Annotated in this window: 14 protein-coding genes; 7 read left to right on the top strand and 7 right to left on the bottom strand. The window is 60.8% G+C overall.

Going from position 1 to position 14020, the window contains the following annotated elements:
• Positions 1-17: 17 nt before the first annotated feature.
• Together M0D67_RS26290 and M0D67_RS26285 are read right to left on the bottom strand one after the other, a co-directional pair.
• On the bottom strand, positions 18-518 hold the full coding sequence (locus tag M0D67_RS26290) for an aromatic-ring-hydroxylating dioxygenase subunit beta (protein WP_266240337.1): 501 nt from the start codon (positions 516-518) through the stop codon (positions 18-20).
• Complete coding sequence (locus M0D67_RS26285) at positions 515-1798, bottom strand: Rieske 2Fe-2S domain-containing protein (RefSeq protein ID WP_154560755.1); 1284 nt, start codon at positions 1796-1798, stop codon at positions 515-517. Before M0D67_RS26285 ends, M0D67_RS26290 begins: the two co-directional genes overlap by 4 nt.
• A gap of 104 nt (positions 1799-1902) precedes the next feature.
• Between M0D67_RS26285 and M0D67_RS26280 the strand changes: the two genes are divergently transcribed.
• Entirely contained in the window at positions 1903-2823 is a 921-nt protein-coding gene (locus tag M0D67_RS26280) for a LysR family transcriptional regulator (RefSeq protein ID WP_266240336.1), read from the top strand.
• A gap of 140 nt (positions 2824-2963) precedes the next feature.
• A complete protein-coding gene (locus M0D67_RS26275; protein WP_266240335.1) occupies positions 2964-3809 on the top strand; it encodes a DMT family transporter in 846 nt (281 codons plus the stop codon).
• Positions 3810-3849: 40 nt separating this feature from the next.
• Here the strand turns inward: M0D67_RS26275 and M0D67_RS26270 are convergent, their stop codons facing one another.
• Positions 3850-4731 (bottom strand): NAD(P)H-binding protein, encoded by an 882-nt coding sequence (locus M0D67_RS26270; RefSeq protein ID WP_266240334.1) that lies wholly within the window; start codon positions 4729-4731, stop codon positions 3850-3852.
• 78 nt (positions 4732-4809) lie between these two features.
• The gene (locus M0D67_RS26265) at positions 4810-5541 is read right to left on the bottom strand and encodes a glutathione S-transferase (protein ID WP_154560758.1); all 732 of its coding nucleotides are present in this window, start codon (positions 5539-5541) and stop codon (positions 4810-4812) included.
• A gap of 137 nt (positions 5542-5678) precedes the next feature.
• Between M0D67_RS26265 and M0D67_RS26260 the strand changes: the two genes are divergently transcribed.
• Positions 5679-6521, top strand: coding sequence for a LysR family transcriptional regulator (locus tag M0D67_RS26260; protein WP_266240332.1), 843 nt, complete (start codon positions 5679-5681; stop codon positions 6519-6521).
• 78 nt (positions 6522-6599) lie between these two features.
• Here the strand turns inward: M0D67_RS26260 and M0D67_RS26255 are convergent, their stop codons facing one another.
• The gene (locus tag M0D67_RS26255; protein WP_266240331.1) at positions 6600-7505 is read right to left on the bottom strand and encodes a LysR family transcriptional regulator; all 906 of its coding nucleotides are present in this window, start codon (positions 7503-7505) and stop codon (positions 6600-6602) included.
• 102 nt (positions 7506-7607) lie between these two features.
• On the opposite strand from M0D67_RS26255, the gene catB2 reads away from it, so the two are divergent.
• The 3 genes from catB2 to catC all read left to right on the top strand — a co-directional run bounded on the left by catB2 (position 7608) and on the right by catC (position 10145).
• The gene (gene catB2, locus M0D67_RS26250; protein WP_266240330.1) at positions 7608-8765 is read left to right on the top strand and encodes a muconate cycloisomerase CatB2; all 1158 of its coding nucleotides are present in this window, start codon (positions 7608-7610) and stop codon (positions 8763-8765) included.
• 47 nt (positions 8766-8812) lie between these two features.
• On the top strand, positions 8813-9721 hold the full coding sequence (catA, locus tag M0D67_RS26245; protein WP_154560762.1) for a catechol 1,2-dioxygenase: 909 nt from the start codon (positions 8813-8815) through the stop codon (positions 9719-9721).
• A gap of 133 nt (positions 9722-9854) precedes the next feature.
• Positions 9855-10145 (top strand): muconolactone Delta-isomerase, encoded by a 291-nt coding sequence (catC, locus tag M0D67_RS26240; protein WP_154560763.1) that lies wholly within the window; start codon positions 9855-9857, stop codon positions 10143-10145.
• Positions 10146-10199: 54 nt separating this feature from the next.
• On the opposite strand, the gene M0D67_RS26235 is transcribed toward catC, so the two are convergent.
• Both M0D67_RS26235 and M0D67_RS26230 read right to left on the bottom strand, forming a co-directional pair.
• A complete protein-coding gene (locus tag M0D67_RS26235; RefSeq protein ID WP_171927290.1) occupies positions 10200-11177 on the bottom strand; it encodes a PDR/VanB family oxidoreductase in 978 nt (325 codons plus the stop codon).
• 404 nt (positions 11178-11581) lie between these two features.
• A complete protein-coding gene (locus tag M0D67_RS26230) occupies positions 11582-12541 on the bottom strand; it encodes a LysR family transcriptional regulator (protein ID WP_054041525.1) in 960 nt (319 codons plus the stop codon).
• 139 nt (positions 12542-12680) lie between these two features.
• On the opposite strand from M0D67_RS26230, the gene M0D67_RS26225 reads away from it, so the two are divergent.
• Positions 12681-13991, top strand: a complete 1311-nt coding sequence (locus M0D67_RS26225; RefSeq protein ID WP_266240329.1) for an MFS transporter — start codon at positions 12681-12683, stop codon at positions 13989-13991.
• The last annotated feature ends 29 nt before the right edge of the window (positions 13992-14020 follow it).

Below are 14020 nucleotides of genomic sequence, written 5' to 3'. Positions count from 1 at the left end.
GCAGGTAGCGTCGTCAATTACAACAGGAATCCGATCGCGCTGAGCGCCTCGGTCGAATCGATCAGGCGGATCACCTTCTGCACGATGCGCGGCTCACCGCTTGCGAAACTGATGCGATGCGTGAGATCCGCCGCGAACAGGGTCGACTTGCCGCGTTTGTACGCGACGATGACCTGCGCCGAACTCACCTCGACCTCGTCGCTCGTATCGCTCGTCAGCGTGAAACGCGAAACCGTGCGCACGGTGCGGGCGGCGTCGCTCGCCGAGGCCGAATGGCCGGACGTCATGCGCTGCACGCGTTTTTCGCGCATGTCCTGATCGTCGTACGCGTAGTTGAGCGTGGCGGCGAAGTCGGTGGTGTCGTGATCGATCGGCACCACGTAGAAGCCTGCCGGGTCCCACAACGAAAGCCACGCGTGATAGTCCCTGCGGTCCAGCAATTCGGCTTCCCGCCAGATGAGTTCGATCGCGCCGGCAAAGATCTGCTGCGAGAACAGCGTGTTCCTGTCATCCATCATGCTTGCTCCATCATCGTGCGCCATTGCGCGTACGCTTCGCGCATCCCGGTTTCGTCGGTAGCGTGTGCGGTCTTTTCGCCGTTCGGCGCGGTGCTCTCGCGATTCAGGCCGCGGTTCACGAGGATCGGCAGATCGGGACCGGCATGCGAGCCGCGCTGCACGCGTTCCCATGCTTCGGCGTCGTCCGGGCTGCCGAAACCGAATGGGCCCTGGAAGTGTTCGTGAATGCGCAGACGCACGCGGTTCGCTTCGTCGGGGCCACCGTCCATTGCCAGGGCGACGTGACGGATTTCCGTCTCGTTCGCGGAAATGGGCCGCAGCACGCGGAAAAATGCCATCGAGAGTGCGAGGTTCGGAAACAGATTCAGGTTGAAGCCGACACCCATCAGTGAACGCACAATGCGGCGCACTTCGTCGGGCGTGTGCTTTTCGCCAAGCGTGGCGGCGAGTTCCTGGAAGCGCTCAGGAATGGGGGCACCGTCGTCCTTGTCAAGATCGACGAGTTCCGGCACCAGCACAGCGAGGCTATGGCCGTTGCCGAGCGAGCGGCAGAAGGCTTCGTCGCTGGTCATGAAGCTCGTGATCGCCGCGGCCGTTTCGTCGTCGATCGATTTCATCCACGACTTGTGGACGACCGGGAAGTGATACAGGTCGGTGGTGTTTTCGAGCTGGATTTTCCAGTTACCGTTAAAGCGGAAGCGATGTTCGCCGTTGGCTTTGATCGGATAGCCCGCGCCTTGCTTCATGAAGAGGTCGATCCACGGCTTGGCGCCGCCGAGGAAATCTTCGAGCGGCTCGATCTCCTGATTGAAGCTCGCGAAGATCAGACCTTGATAGATACCCACGCGCAAACTGGCGAGCGGCAACTCGGTCTTGTCGATCACGCCTTCATAGCCGTCGCCATAGGGCAGTGCGCGCAATGCGCCGTCGAGGCCATAGGTCCAGCTGTGATACGGGCACGTGAAGCCTTTCGCATTGCCCTTGTGCTGCTCGCAGACCGTTGCGCCGCGATGGCGGCAGCGGTTCTGCAGCACATTGACGGCGCCGCTCTTGTCGCGCACCACGATCACCGGCTGGCGGCCGATCGTGGTGGTGCGGAAGTCGCCCGGATTCGGCAGTTCGCTTTCGTGCGCGACCCAGATCCACGTTTTGTAGAAAATGCGCTCGAGTTCGGTTTCGAAAACCGCCGGGTCGTAGTACAGCGACGGGGCGACGCGGTCGGACTGCGCGCGCTGGTACAAGGCGCTCGTGTCGACGGTCTGATATGAGGAATCGCTCATCGTGGTGTAGGTGGGGTGGTCGATGAAGCAAAGTCTCGCTGAGCGACTGATATGCGTCAAATTGATCTAAAATAAAATATAAAATCAATCTCATGGATATCTCGATGAATTCGCTGGACCACGTCGACCTCAATCTGCTGCGCGTTTTCCAGGCGATCGTCGAGGAGCGCAGCCTCACGCGGGCCGGTCAGCGGCTTGCCTTGTCGCAGCCGGCGATCAGCTATTCGCTGGGGCGTTTGCGGACCCTGTTCGACGATCCGCTGTTCATTCGCACGCGAGCCGGCATGCAGCCCACGCCGATCGCGCTCGAACTGTCGGGCATCGTCGCGCGGGCGCTGGATACGGTGCGCGAAGCGCTGCGTTATGCGGAGCACTTCGATCCCGCCGTCAGTACGCGCACGTTCCGGTTATCGCTGTCCGATGCGGGGGAGTTGGCGTACTTGCCGCCGATTTGCGAGGCCTTGCACCAGCAGGCGCCGCGCGTGAAATTGCGCATCGAACCGCTGCCGATGGAAGAAATCGAAGATGCGCTGCGTGGCAGCCGGCTCGATTTTGCAATCGGCAATCTGCCGACGTTGACCGCGCGCACGCGTCATCAAGCGTTATTCGAAGAGACTTACGTTTGCATGACGCGCAAACGGCGCGGCTTGCCGCGCACGAAAGAACTGGCCATGAAAGCATTTCTGGACGCGTCGCACGTGCAGATCACGTCGGTCGAGCACAGCCACTATGCACTCGACGATGCGTTTCGTGCGCAAGGTGTGGGCCGGCATATTGCGCTGGAATTACCGCACTTCGTGGCCTTGCCGAGTGTGCTGGCCGTGACCGACCTGTTCGCGACGCTGCCGCGGCGTCTTGCTCAGATTTTCAATCGTGATGGCGGGTTTCAGCTCTACGAGTTGCCCGTTACCTTGCCGATGGCGGCAGTCACGATGCATTGGCACGAGCATTTCGATCAGGACGAGGGCAACGTGTGGTTGCGCAATCTGATGGGCGATATCGTGCGGCGATTCGACGAGCGTTGAGACGGGAGTGCGGCTGGACCGTGCGCAAGTGGGTCGAGCGGGAGCGGCCAATAGTCGTCGAGGATGGCGCCTGGCCGTCCTCGCGGGCGATACACTAAGCTGTCACAGACCCTCAAGCGCGTGACTGACGCCGACGCTCCATGCCGCGTACGCGAATCGCCTTGCTTACCACCCTCGCAATGTTCGCCTTTGCAGGGAATTCATTGCTTTGCCGTCTGGCGCTGAAAGGCGCGGGGGGCGATGCAGCAACCTTCACGTTGGTGCGGGTGGTGTCCGCCGCTCTCACGCTCTGGTTGATGCTTCGAGCACGTGGTAGTCCGCGGGGTATCGCTGGCAACTGGTATTCGGCACTTGCACTTTTTGCCTATGCGTCCGGGTTTTCATTTGCATACGTCGGCCTTCCGGCCGGGACAGGCGCGTTGCTTCTTTTCGGCTCTGTGCAGGCTACGATGATCGGACACGGCCTTTGGACGGGGGAGCACCTGCGCGTACGGCAGTGGGCGGGACTGTTGTTGGCACTTAGCGGTCTGATCGGTCTCGTTCTGCGCGGAATCTCGGCGCCACCTCTGCAACCTTCTCTTTTGATGCTGGGGGCGGGCGTCGCGTGGGGCATTTATTCGTTGCGAGGCAGGCGTTCTTGCGATCCGACAACGACTACCGCAGGGAACTTCCTGCGAGCCGTGCCGTTTGCGGCAGCGGTTAGTCTGCTCACACTTGCGCACCTCTCATTAGAACGATCCGGAATCGTGTATGCCATGCTCTCCGGAGCATTGACCTCTGGCGTTGGCTATGTCATCTGGTACGCGGCCCTAAGGGGACTGAAAGCGGCTACCGCTGCCACCGTGCAATTGAGTGTGCCGGTCATCGCGGCAATGGGCGGGATAGTGTTGCTCGGCGAACCATTGACGCTGCGCTTGCTGGGCAGTTCGGCCGCAATCCTTGGCGGCATTGCATTGGTAGTCGCCAAAAAGCAAACGGTCAAATAGCGACACTTCGACCATGCGAACAGAAAACATTGGCAAGAATTTACTGCTCGAACGCTCGACGATGGGTTCTCACAAAGTCGCCGACGGTTTGGGGGGCTCGCCCGGTGATCTCGCCGATAACGCCATCTACGTCGGAGAAAATTCCGTTCTGGTAGTCGACGGCGATCGCGAGGAAGTGCTGGATTAAAAATTCCGGCAGATCGTATTTCTCCAGATGCTCGCGATATTGCTCGATGGTTGACGGGCGATAGGCTATCTTGCGACCCAGAACCTTGCCGACTTCATCGGCAATCTCTTGCTGGCCCAATTCGACGGGTCCGAACAGCGGATAGGTCTTTCCGATATGACTGGACGGTTGTGCGAGGACGGAGGCGATCAGGCGAGCCTGATCCTCGGCTGCGATCGGCGCGTGGCGCCCCGTACCATAGGGCAGCGTGATCTTGCCTTCTTGCACGATAGGATCGCGCACCCATGGAAAAATCAGCCATTCGGCGAAGAACGTCGGGCGAATGTGGACGGTCGGTACATTCGACCAGTCGAGCGCACGTTCTGCGATCCAATGGTCGCGCGCGGCGTGGCTCCTCGAATCTTCCCGGGCGGAAATTTGCGACATTTCCACGACAACTTCGACACCCGCGCGCTGCGCAGCGTCCGCGAAATACGCGGTGGCCTGGATATAGCCTGGATGGACGGGATAGCATAGGTAAGCGCCCGTTACGCCGTCCATCGCGCGTATCACGTCGTCATGCTCGAGAAGATTGCCAACGACGACGTCTGCGCCCTCGCTCCGGAGCAATGCACTGCGTTCGTCTTCCTGACGCACGAGGGCGCGAACCAGGTGTCCGTCTTTGAGAAGATGGCGAATCGTGTGGACGCCAGTTTTGCCGGTGGCGCCGGTGATCAGGTACTTGCGTTGCGGCATGTTGGATTCTCAAAACAAAAAGGGCATGGATACTCGTCGCGAGTGCGGGGGATTGTCGGCAGGCAGACAATCACTGAGTTAGCTCGCAGACGACGTGGCGGCCTTGCTGTTCAGATAGGCAAGCAGAGGCTCCAGATGCGGTAGGTCTTCGGCATTGAGGTTCTGGCCGCTTCGGTTTTTGACACTGGGACGGTCGTTGATCCTGGCTCGCCATTCCAGCAACGCGGTGTGATCGGCCGGGACTGTCAGTCCTGCGTAGTCCCCATGCATCAACGCTGCCCACACCGTTATGTCAGCGACGGAGAACTGGTCGCCCGCGACGTAGGGTTGAGTCTGCAGAACACCGTCGAAGTATTTCATTCCTGCTATCGCCCGTTCCCCGTGTTTGTCGCCCCATTGTTTGCGGAAGGCCCAGTCGGCACTTTTGAAGGCCTCATTGGCTTTGCCAAGGCCCGGCGTCGAGTGGTGGAAAAACACGCCTATGCCGTCGATCAGTTGATGGTCAGCGCGCCGTTGCATCATGTGGATCACCGCTTTCTCGCGGGGTGTGCGTCCGGTGAGGATCGGGTTTCCGTCGAGGTTGTCGAGATACTCCGCGATCGCAACACATTCACCAATGAACGTGCCGTCGTCGAGTTCAAGAACGGGAACCGTCGATGTCGGATTCTTTTCCCGGAATGGACCTTTTTGATGCTCTGCATCGTAGAGATTCACGCGAACAAACTCCACCAGCGATTCCATTCGCTTCTCCGCCAGCACGATGCGAATGCGAGCCGGGTTAGGGAAACCTTCAATGTCATGGATCTTCATTTGAACCACCTTCAATTGTGTGTGTGTCGGGGAATCGTCATTGCGATGCAAAATGTATCAGCGGGACCGGCGGCCGGGAATCCGGCAAGATTTCACCTTGCTTGTGAGAATTTGCACCGATGTTCGACTGGAACGACATGAGGCATTTCATAGCCCTGGCCGAGGCCGGGACGTTGTCCGGCGCGGCACGGACGATGAAGGTGGACCACGCTACCGTCGCGCGGCACATCGCGGCGCTCGAGCATGCGTTGGGCGAAAGACTGGTAGACCGGCTTGCGCGGCGGTGGCAGTTGACGGAGGCGGGCGGCGAAGTGGCTAGCGCGGCTGAAGGCATGCTGGCACAGGCCCATGCGCTGGAAAGGGGAGTGAGGGCGCGAAAAACGACAGCACGCGCGAAGGTAACGGTGAGTGCGCCGCCTTCCCTCGCGAGCACCTTCCTCGCGTTGCGCATTACAGAGCTGGGCTTGCGGCATCCCGAACTCGATCTGGTTCTGCTAGGCAACCAGTCCTTCATTTCGCTTGGTCGCCAGGAGGCGGACATCGCAGTCCGCCTGTCCAGACCGACCGAAATGACCAATGTCGCGCGTAGAGTCGGCAGGATGGCGTATCGGCTGTATGGGGCACCGGGCTATACCGAACTGCCCAGCGAAGAGTGGCAATTCATTGCTTACGACTCGTCGCTCGATCATGTGCCCGAACAGGAGTGGCTTTACCGCTTTGCCGACGGCCGAAGGATCCGGTTCAGGAGCAATGATCTGACGAGCCAGCTCGCCGCGGTGCGCATGGGTTTGGGCATCGCCGTATTGCCGCGTTTTTTCGCCGGGGCCGACAAGGGCGTGCTGGCTCTGGACACGGAAGAAAGGCTGTCGCGTGACATCTATCTCGTGGCTCACACCGATATGCGACGGAATGCGGCTATACGCGTGGTGATGGATTTAATCGCCGAAAAGCTCGCCGATGAATTCGTCGGGCACGAGTAGTCAAATGGGTGGCCGGCTACCCGGGCGCGGAGCCGGCCGGCGGATTAAGAGGCGCTTTGAGCCCGCTTTGAGCCCGCTTCAAGCCTCCTTCCGCACCTTCCCGCGCTTGAACAACTCCCGCGCCAGCGAACACAGTAACGTGGTCGTCGGCGATTCATCCTGCAAGCGTCGGCTCATGATGATCGGCGACGAGATATTGGCCGCCGGAACCGGCCGGTACACCACGCCATGTGCGCGCAAACCCTCGACGCTTTCCGGCACGAGACACACGCCGACCTGCGCCGCAACCAGCCCCAGTGCGGTTTGCAACTCCCTCACTTCATGGACCGCTTTCGGCTCCAACGCATGGTCGTGCATCGCCGATAGCTGCTGGTCCGCATAGCTCGGCCGCGGTGTGCTCGGATAGACGATCAGCGTTTCCTCGGCGAGTGCGGCAAGCGTAAGCGGCTTCTTCTGGCGTGCGAGCGGGTGGTTTTGCGGCAGCGCGGCAATCATCCGTTCTTCGACGAGCACTTCGCGCGCCAGTTGCGCATCGTCGAAACGCAAGCGGCCAAAACCCACGTCGATACGGCCGCCTTTGAGGGCGCCGAGTTGCTCGATCGTGAACATTTCGATCAACGACAACTCGATATGCGGCGCCGCCTCACGAAACGCGCGGATCACTGCAGGCAAGGCGCCATAGAGCGTGGACGGCACGAAGCCGATCACGATGCGCTCGGCCAGTTGCGCGAGGCGCCGCGTAAGCGGGGCGAGTTCGTCGGCGTCGTCGACCAGACGCTTGGCCTGCGCATAGAAAATGCGGCCGGCTTCGGTCAGCCGCAGCGGCCGCGAGCCGCGCTCGAACAGCGCGAGGCCAACGCTTTCCTCGATCTGCTGGATCTGGCGGCTAAGCGGCGGCTGCGTCATATGCAGGCGATTGGCGGCCCGCGTGATGTTCATTTCTTCGGCGACCGCAATGAAATAGCGGAGTTGGCGAAGTTCCATGCATACCCCTAAGGTATGGAAGTAGTCGGAATCGGTGTTGGACTGCTTCGCGGGTTGTTTCTACTATGGGGCTCTCATGAAAGCAGTTCAGGAGAGCAACGAATGATAGCAACACCCGTGAAGATCGAGAGCGTGGAGACGATTCTCGTTGACGTACCGACGATTCGTCCGCACCGGCTTTCGGTTGCAACGATGAATTGCCAGACGCTCGTGCTGGTGCGCATCCGTTGCGCCGACGGTATGGTTGGCGTGGGCGAGGGCACCACCATCGGCGGCCTCGCATACGGCGAGGAAAGCCCGGAAAGTATCAAGGTCAACATCGATACGTACTTCGCGCCGCTGCTCAAAGACATGGACGCAACCCGTCCAGGCGCGGCAATGGCGAAGCTGCGCGCGCTGTTTCAGGGCAACCGCTTTGCGAAATCCGCAGTTGAAACCGCTTTGTTCGATGCCCAGGCGCAGCGTCTCGGCGTGCCTCTGTCGGAGTTGTTCGGCGGCCGAGTACGCGATTCTGTGGACGTGGCGTGGACCCTCGCAAGTGGCGACACGACCCGCGATATCGACGAAGCCGAGCGTGTTTTCGAAACGAAGCGGCATCGTGTGTTCAAGCTGAAGATCGGCTCGCGCGCGCTGGTCGACGACGTCGCGCACGTCGTGGCGATTCAGAAAGCGCTGGAAGGCCGCGGCGAAGTGCGTGTCGACGTGAACCAGGCATGGACCGAATCCGAAGCGATCTGGGCCGGCAAGCGCTTCGCCGATGCAGGTGTTGCGCTGATCGAGCAGCCGATTGCCGCGGAGAATCGCGCTGGCCTTAAACGTCTGACGGATCTTGCTCAGGTGCCGATCATGGCGGACGAAGCGTTGCACGGCCCGGCGGACGCATTCGCCATCGCCAGCGCGCGTGCGGCCGACGTCTTCGCCATCAAGATCGCGCAATCGGGCGGCCTGACTGGCGCCGCGCAGGTGGCGGCGATTGCGCTCGCCGCGAACATCGACCTGTACGGCGGCACGATGCTCGAAGGCGCGGTGGGCACGATCGCCTCGGCGCAACTCTTCAGCACCTTCGGCGAACTGAAGTGGGGCACTGAACTCTTTGGGCCATTGCTGCTGACCGAAGAGATTCTCACCGAGCCGCTGCGCTACGAAAACTTTGCGTTGCACCTTCCACAAGGGCCCGGTCTCGGCATCACGCTGGACTGGGACAAGATCGACCGCCTGCGGCGCGATACGCGCAAAGGTGCAAACGTTACCACGAACTGACGGTTCATCCGCTAACCGCCGAGAACATTAAACGAAGGAGATACCCCATGAACAAGCAAGCTATCGACGCACTGCTGCAGAAAATCAACGACAGTGCCACCAGCGAAGGCAATCCGCGCACGAAGCAGATCGTCAACCGCATCGTCCAGGATCTGTTCTATACGATCGAAGACCTCGACGTGCAGCCGGCCGAGTTCTGGACCGCGCTGAATTATCTCGGCGACGCGGGCAAGAGCGGTGAGCTCGGCCTGTTGGCCGCGGGCCTCGGCTTCGAGCATTTTCTCGATCTGCGTATGGACGAAGCGGAAGCCAAGGCAGGTATCGAAGGCGGTACGCCGCGCACCATCGAAGGACCGTTGTATGTGGCGGGCGCACCGGTGTCCGACGGGCATGCACGACTCGATGACGGCACCGATCCCGGTCAGACGCTGGTGATGCGTGGCCGCGTGTTTGCCGAAGACGGCAAGCCGCTCGCGAATGCGCTGGTTGAAGTGTGGCACGCGAATCATCTCGGCAACTACTCGTACTTCGACAAGTCGCAGCCGGCTTTCAATCTGCGCCGCTCGATTCGCACGGATGCCGAAGGCAAGTACAGCTTCCGCAGTGTGGTGCCGGTCGGTTACTCGGTGCCGCCGCAAGGGCAGACGCAGTTGTTGCTCGATCAGTTGGGCCGTCATGGGCATCGTCCGGCGCATATCCACTTCTTCGTGTCGGCGCCGGGCTGCCGCAAGCTGACCACGCAGATCAACATCGACGGCGATCCGTATCTGTGGGACGACTTTGCGTTCGCCACGCGCGACGGCCTCGTGCCGGCGGTCAAGCAGGCCGAGGGCGCGGAAGGCAAGCCTTATGGCGTGGAAGGCCAGTTTGCGCTGATCGACTTCGACTTCACGCTGTTCAAGGAGCGCGACAACCTGCCGGGCGCCGAAGTGGAACGGCTGCGCGCTGAAGCCTGAGGCTGTGGCGCTCTAACGCGCCGACGCCTGAAAACGCATACACATACCGCATGAATCTATCGACCCTGGCTGCGCGACGGAGTATTCCGCGTAGTCGGGGTTTTTCATTACCGATCAGAAAAGGAGAGCCAACATGCTGTTTCACGTTGAGATGACCGTCAACCTGCCGCTCGATATGGACGCCGAGCGCGCCGCGCGCTTGAAATCCGATGAGAAAGCCATGTCGCAGAAGCTACAGGAAGAGGGTGTATGGCGGCACTTGTGGCGCATCGCTGGGCGCTACGCAAACATCAGCGTGTTCGATGTGGAAAGCCCCGCGCAACTGCATGACGTGCTGAGCCAGTTACCGCTGTTTCCGTATATGGATGTCGAAGTGCGCGCACTGTGCCGGCATGCATCGTCGATTCGCGACGACGACCGGTAAAGACGGAAGGAAGAAGGTGCTGCGAATGCAGCACCTGGCCGGCACTAAAAAACCTTAAAGATCGAGCACCAGCAGCGGTGACGTGGCGCGCGAGACGCAGCAGCAGATCACTTTGCCGCTTGCCCTTTCAGCTTTGCTCAGGCAATGGTCGCGATGCTCGGGCGTGCCGCTCACCACATCGACCATACAGGTCCCGCATACGCCTTCGCCGCATGAGGTATCGACTTCGATACCGATCGACGCCAACGCCGCGACGATCGTCGTATTTTTATCGACATGAACCGTAGCGCCGCTGCTGGCGATCTGTACATCGAATGCATCGAGCGCGTTTGATTCGCTGCTAGCCGCCGAAGCGGGCTCGGCGGCGAAGCGTTCAAGGTGAATCGCCTCGGCAGCCACGCGCTGTTCGCCGATCGCCACCACGCACTCCATGAAGGGTCCCGGGCCGCAGGTATAAATGTGCGAACCCTCGCGCGCACTTGCCACGCAGTCGGCCAGCACTGCATCGAGCTGTTCTTTTTCGACGCCGAAATGAGGCCGCACGAAATCACTGAACGGTGCGCGCGACAGCAACGGTAAGAACGCCGCATGCTCCGCGCTGCGCGCGAAATAATGCAACACGAAGCGCTCGTTCTGCTTGAGCAGGCGATAGGCCATGCTCAACAGCGGCGTGACGCCAATGCCTGCCGCAATCAGAATGTGCTCGCTCGCACCTGACGCAAGCTGGAACAGATTGCGCGGTTTGCCGATCGTCAATTCGCAACCGACCGTCACGTCGTCATGCAGCGAGCGCGAGCCGCCGCGCGACGCGTCCTCACGCTTGACGGCAAACAGGTGCGCTTCACGATGATCCGGGTCGCCACACAAGGAATATTGCCGCGTGACGCCTGAGGGCACGGTGACGTCGATATGGGCGCCGGGCTCGTAGCGGTCGAACGGTCGTCCGTCCAGACGCGAGATGCTGAACGAGCGCACGCCGTGCGCTTCGTCACGCACGCTGTCGACGCGTACGCTGAAGGTGGTTCTTTCCATGATCTTGCTGGCCAAAGGACAGGGAGGGGCAGAGCGGACGCCGCATGCAATGCGCGGCGGCCGGTTGTGCGTCAAGGATAAGAAGCCGCCGACAATCAGGCAAATCGATTAAAAATCAGTTGTGAAATAGATCACATTGATAATAGGGTGTCAGCCACGCGCCTTCGTCATCCTTCGACACCCGCCAGATGCCCGCGCCGAGATCGCCTTGCATCCGGTCGATTCAATTACTGGCGCGCGCATTCGTTTGATCAGGAAGTGGCGAGCGTGAAGCAGGAGGGCTGGATTGTGTGGTCGACTATTCTGGATACGCTGGGCGCGTTAGCTGTGCTGGCAAGTGTGGTCGCGCAGATCGCGTTCATCCGCAAATGCGGAAATCGGTGAACCGCCTGGTTCATCTTCGGTCAGCGCGGTGCAAGCCGCTCAGGTAGCGCATAGCGTTGCATCGTGCGCTCCATTCCATCGAGAAACGCCTGCTCGGCGGCGTTCATCTTGCGTGCGCGCAGCCACAGCAGATCGATGTCGACGTCGACCAGACCCTCTTCGGGTGGCAGACGCCACAGCCGCTGCTGCGCGAGATCGTCGCGCACGATGTGCTCCGGCAGACAACCGATGCCATAGCCCGCGAAGATCAGCCGCCGCACTTCGTCGAGGCTCGGCGAGGCCGCCACGATGCGTCCGGTAAAGCCGCGCTGATCGCGAAACACGGTAAGCGGCGAAAGGCTGTCGCCGATCTGGTCGCTGGTGAACGACACGAAGTTTTCCGCCAGCAATTGATCGATCGACAATGCATGCCGCCCGAACAGCCGATGATGCCGCCCGCAGAAAAGCGCATACCGTTGCCGCAGAAAGCAGCGCTGTTCGAGTTTGTCGACGGGGGTGCGGCACAAGCCGAGCCCGGCCGTGGCCGTCTTTTGCAGCAACGACGAGATGATGTCCGACGAGCGCATCACTTCGATCTGCAAATCCACGCGCGGATAGGTCTTGTGGAATTCCGCCAGGAATTCGTCGTAGACGCCGGAGTCGATCCGGCTCACCGACAGGAGCCGGATCGACCCGGTGATGTCGTCGCTGCGGTCGTCGAGTTCGGTTTCCAGCCGCGACATGTGGCCGTAAATATCGCTGGCGATGCGGTACACCTCCTCGCCGGCGCGGGTTGGTTCGAAGTGCGGGCCGCGGCGCTGGATCAGATTGCGCCCGAGCGTGTCTTCGAGCCGTTTAAGCGCCTGGCTAACTGCCGGTTGCGTCAGATGCAAACGCGCCGCGGCACGGCTCACGCTGCGCTCCTGCATGATGACGAGGAAGGTGCGCAGCAGGTTCCAGTCGAGCCGGTCATTCAAAAAACGCGTGACGTCCGCGCGCAACTGAGTCATGGAATCACCTTCGACATTAGCCAGATTTATAGCCGGGATAATAAACCGAAATTTGACTAATATTTTATGGCTGGCGATAAAACACCTCACAAGATGACCTGATATCAGGCATCGCGACAGAGGAGCCGCCATGAACGCTTCACCCCAAGCCACCCGTCAGCCCGTGCGAGCGGCCAGCGCCGCTTTCATCGGCACGATGATCGAGTGGTATGACTTCTACATCTGCGCCACGGCCGCCGCGCTGGTGTTCGGCGAGTTGTACTTCCCCTCACATGACCCGTTTGTCAGCACGATGGCGTCGTTTGCGACCTTCGCGGTTGGCTTCTTCGCGCGGCCGCTGGGCGGCGTGATCTTCGGCCACCTGGGCGATCGTATCGGCCGCAAGAAGGCGTTGATGACCACGCTGATGATGATGGGCGTCGCTACCGTGTGCGTCGGCTTGCTGCCGGCTTATACGAAGGTGGGCGTGCTCGCGCCGGTGCTGCTGGTGTTGCTGCGGGTGGTGCAAGGCGTGGCGGTGGGTGGCGAGTGGGGCGGCGCCGTGCTGATGGCCGGCGAACATGCGCCGAAAGGGCGGCGCACGTTCTTCGCTTCGTTCGCTCAACTGGGTAGCCCGGCCGGGCTGATTCTCTCGCTGATCGCATTTCGCGCGGTCACGTCGATGCCGCACGACGATTTCATCGCGTATGGCTGGCGTCTGCCGTTTCTGGCGAGCGCGGTGCTGCTCGCGGTCGGCATCTTCATCCGCATCGGTGTGAACGAGTCCCCGGAATTCCAGCGCGAGAAAGCAGCGAAGCGTACCGTCGAGTTGCCGATTGCCGAAGTGTTCCGTTCCTCCGGCGCGCTCGTTGCGCTGTGCATCGGCGCGAATACGATAGGCATTGCGGGCGTGTACTTCACCAACACTTTCATGATTTCGTACACCACGCAAAACATCGGCGTGTCGAAATCGCTGATTCTCGATTGCCTGTTCGCGGTCGCAATCATCCAGTTTCTGTCGCAACCGCTCGCCGCATGGCTTGCTGAAAAGATCGGCGGTGCGCGCTTCCTCAAGTTGGCCGCATTCGCCGCGATGCTCTCGCCCTATCCGATGTTCACGCTCGTGGAAAGCGGCAGCCGGCTATCGATGATTGTCGGCATCGCGCTTGCCGTGGTGTGCATGGCGAGTTTCTATTCGGTGATCGCGGGCTTTGTCAGCGGCGTGTTTCCGGTGCGGGTGCGTTATTCGGCGATCTCGCTGTCGTATCAGGTGTGCGGCGCGATTGCGGGTGGTTTGACGCCGCTGGCGGGGACATGGCTCGCGCACAAATTTACCGGGCAATGGTGGCCGCTTGCCGTGTTTTACACGTGCCTCGCCGGCATCTCGTTGTCGTGCATCGTCGCACTGGATGCGCTGAAACGCCGTCGTGCGGATGCCCCCGAAGCACTGCCTGCAAGCTGAATCAAATGAAATCAAGGACGTTCCCGGCG

The sequence above is a fragment of the Paraburkholderia sp. SECH4 genome, assembly GCF_030511745.1.
GTDB classification, from domain to species: domain Bacteria; phylum Pseudomonadota; class Gammaproteobacteria; order Burkholderiales; family Burkholderiaceae; genus Paraburkholderia; species Paraburkholderia madseniana.
This window is presented reverse-complemented; position numbering and strand designations above follow the sequence as displayed.

Bases quoted from the DNA above. Each gene is read 5' to 3' on its own strand.
- M0D67_RS26275 (WP_266240335.1), top strand. From the start codon at position 2,964: ATGCCGCGTACGCGAATCGCCTTGCTTACCACCCTCGCAATGTTCGCC.
- M0D67_RS26290 (WP_266240337.1), bottom strand. From the start codon at position 518: ATGATGGATGACAGGAACACGCTGTTCTCGCAGCAGATCTTTGCCGGC.
- catB2 (WP_266240330.1), top strand. From the start codon at position 7,608: ATGATAGCAACACCCGTGAAGATCGAGAGCGTGGAGACGATTCTCGTT.
- M0D67_RS26260 (WP_266240332.1), top strand. From the start codon at position 5,679: ATGAGGCATTTCATAGCCCTGGCCGAGGCCGGGACGTTGTCCGGCGCG.
- M0D67_RS26280 (WP_266240336.1), top strand. From the start codon at position 1,903: ATGAATTCGCTGGACCACGTCGACCTCAATCTGCTGCGCGTTTTCCAG.
- M0D67_RS26270 (WP_266240334.1), bottom strand. From the start codon at position 4,731: ATGCCGCAACGCAAGTACCTGATCACCGGCGCCACCGGCAAAACTGGC.
- M0D67_RS26235 (WP_171927290.1), bottom strand. From the start codon at position 11,177: ATGGAAAGAACCACCTTCAGCGTACGCGTCGACAGCGTGCGTGACGAA.
- M0D67_RS26225 (WP_266240329.1), top strand. From the start codon at position 12,681: ATGAACGCTTCACCCCAAGCCACCCGTCAGCCCGTGCGAGCGGCCAGC.
- catC (WP_154560763.1), top strand. From the start codon at position 9,855: ATGCTGTTTCACGTTGAGATGACCGTCAACCTGCCGCTCGATATGGAC.
- M0D67_RS26255 (WP_266240331.1), bottom strand. From the start codon at position 7,505: ATGGAACTTCGCCAACTCCGCTATTTCATTGCGGTCGCCGAAGAAATG.
- M0D67_RS26265 (WP_154560758.1), bottom strand. From the start codon at position 5,541: ATGAAGATCCATGACATTGAAGGTTTCCCTAACCCGGCTCGCATTCGC.
- M0D67_RS26285 (WP_154560755.1), bottom strand. From the start codon at position 1,798: ATGAGCGATTCCTCATATCAGACCGTCGACACGAGCGCCTTGTACCAG.
- catA (WP_154560762.1), top strand. From the start codon at position 8,813: ATGAACAAGCAAGCTATCGACGCACTGCTGCAGAAAATCAACGACAGT.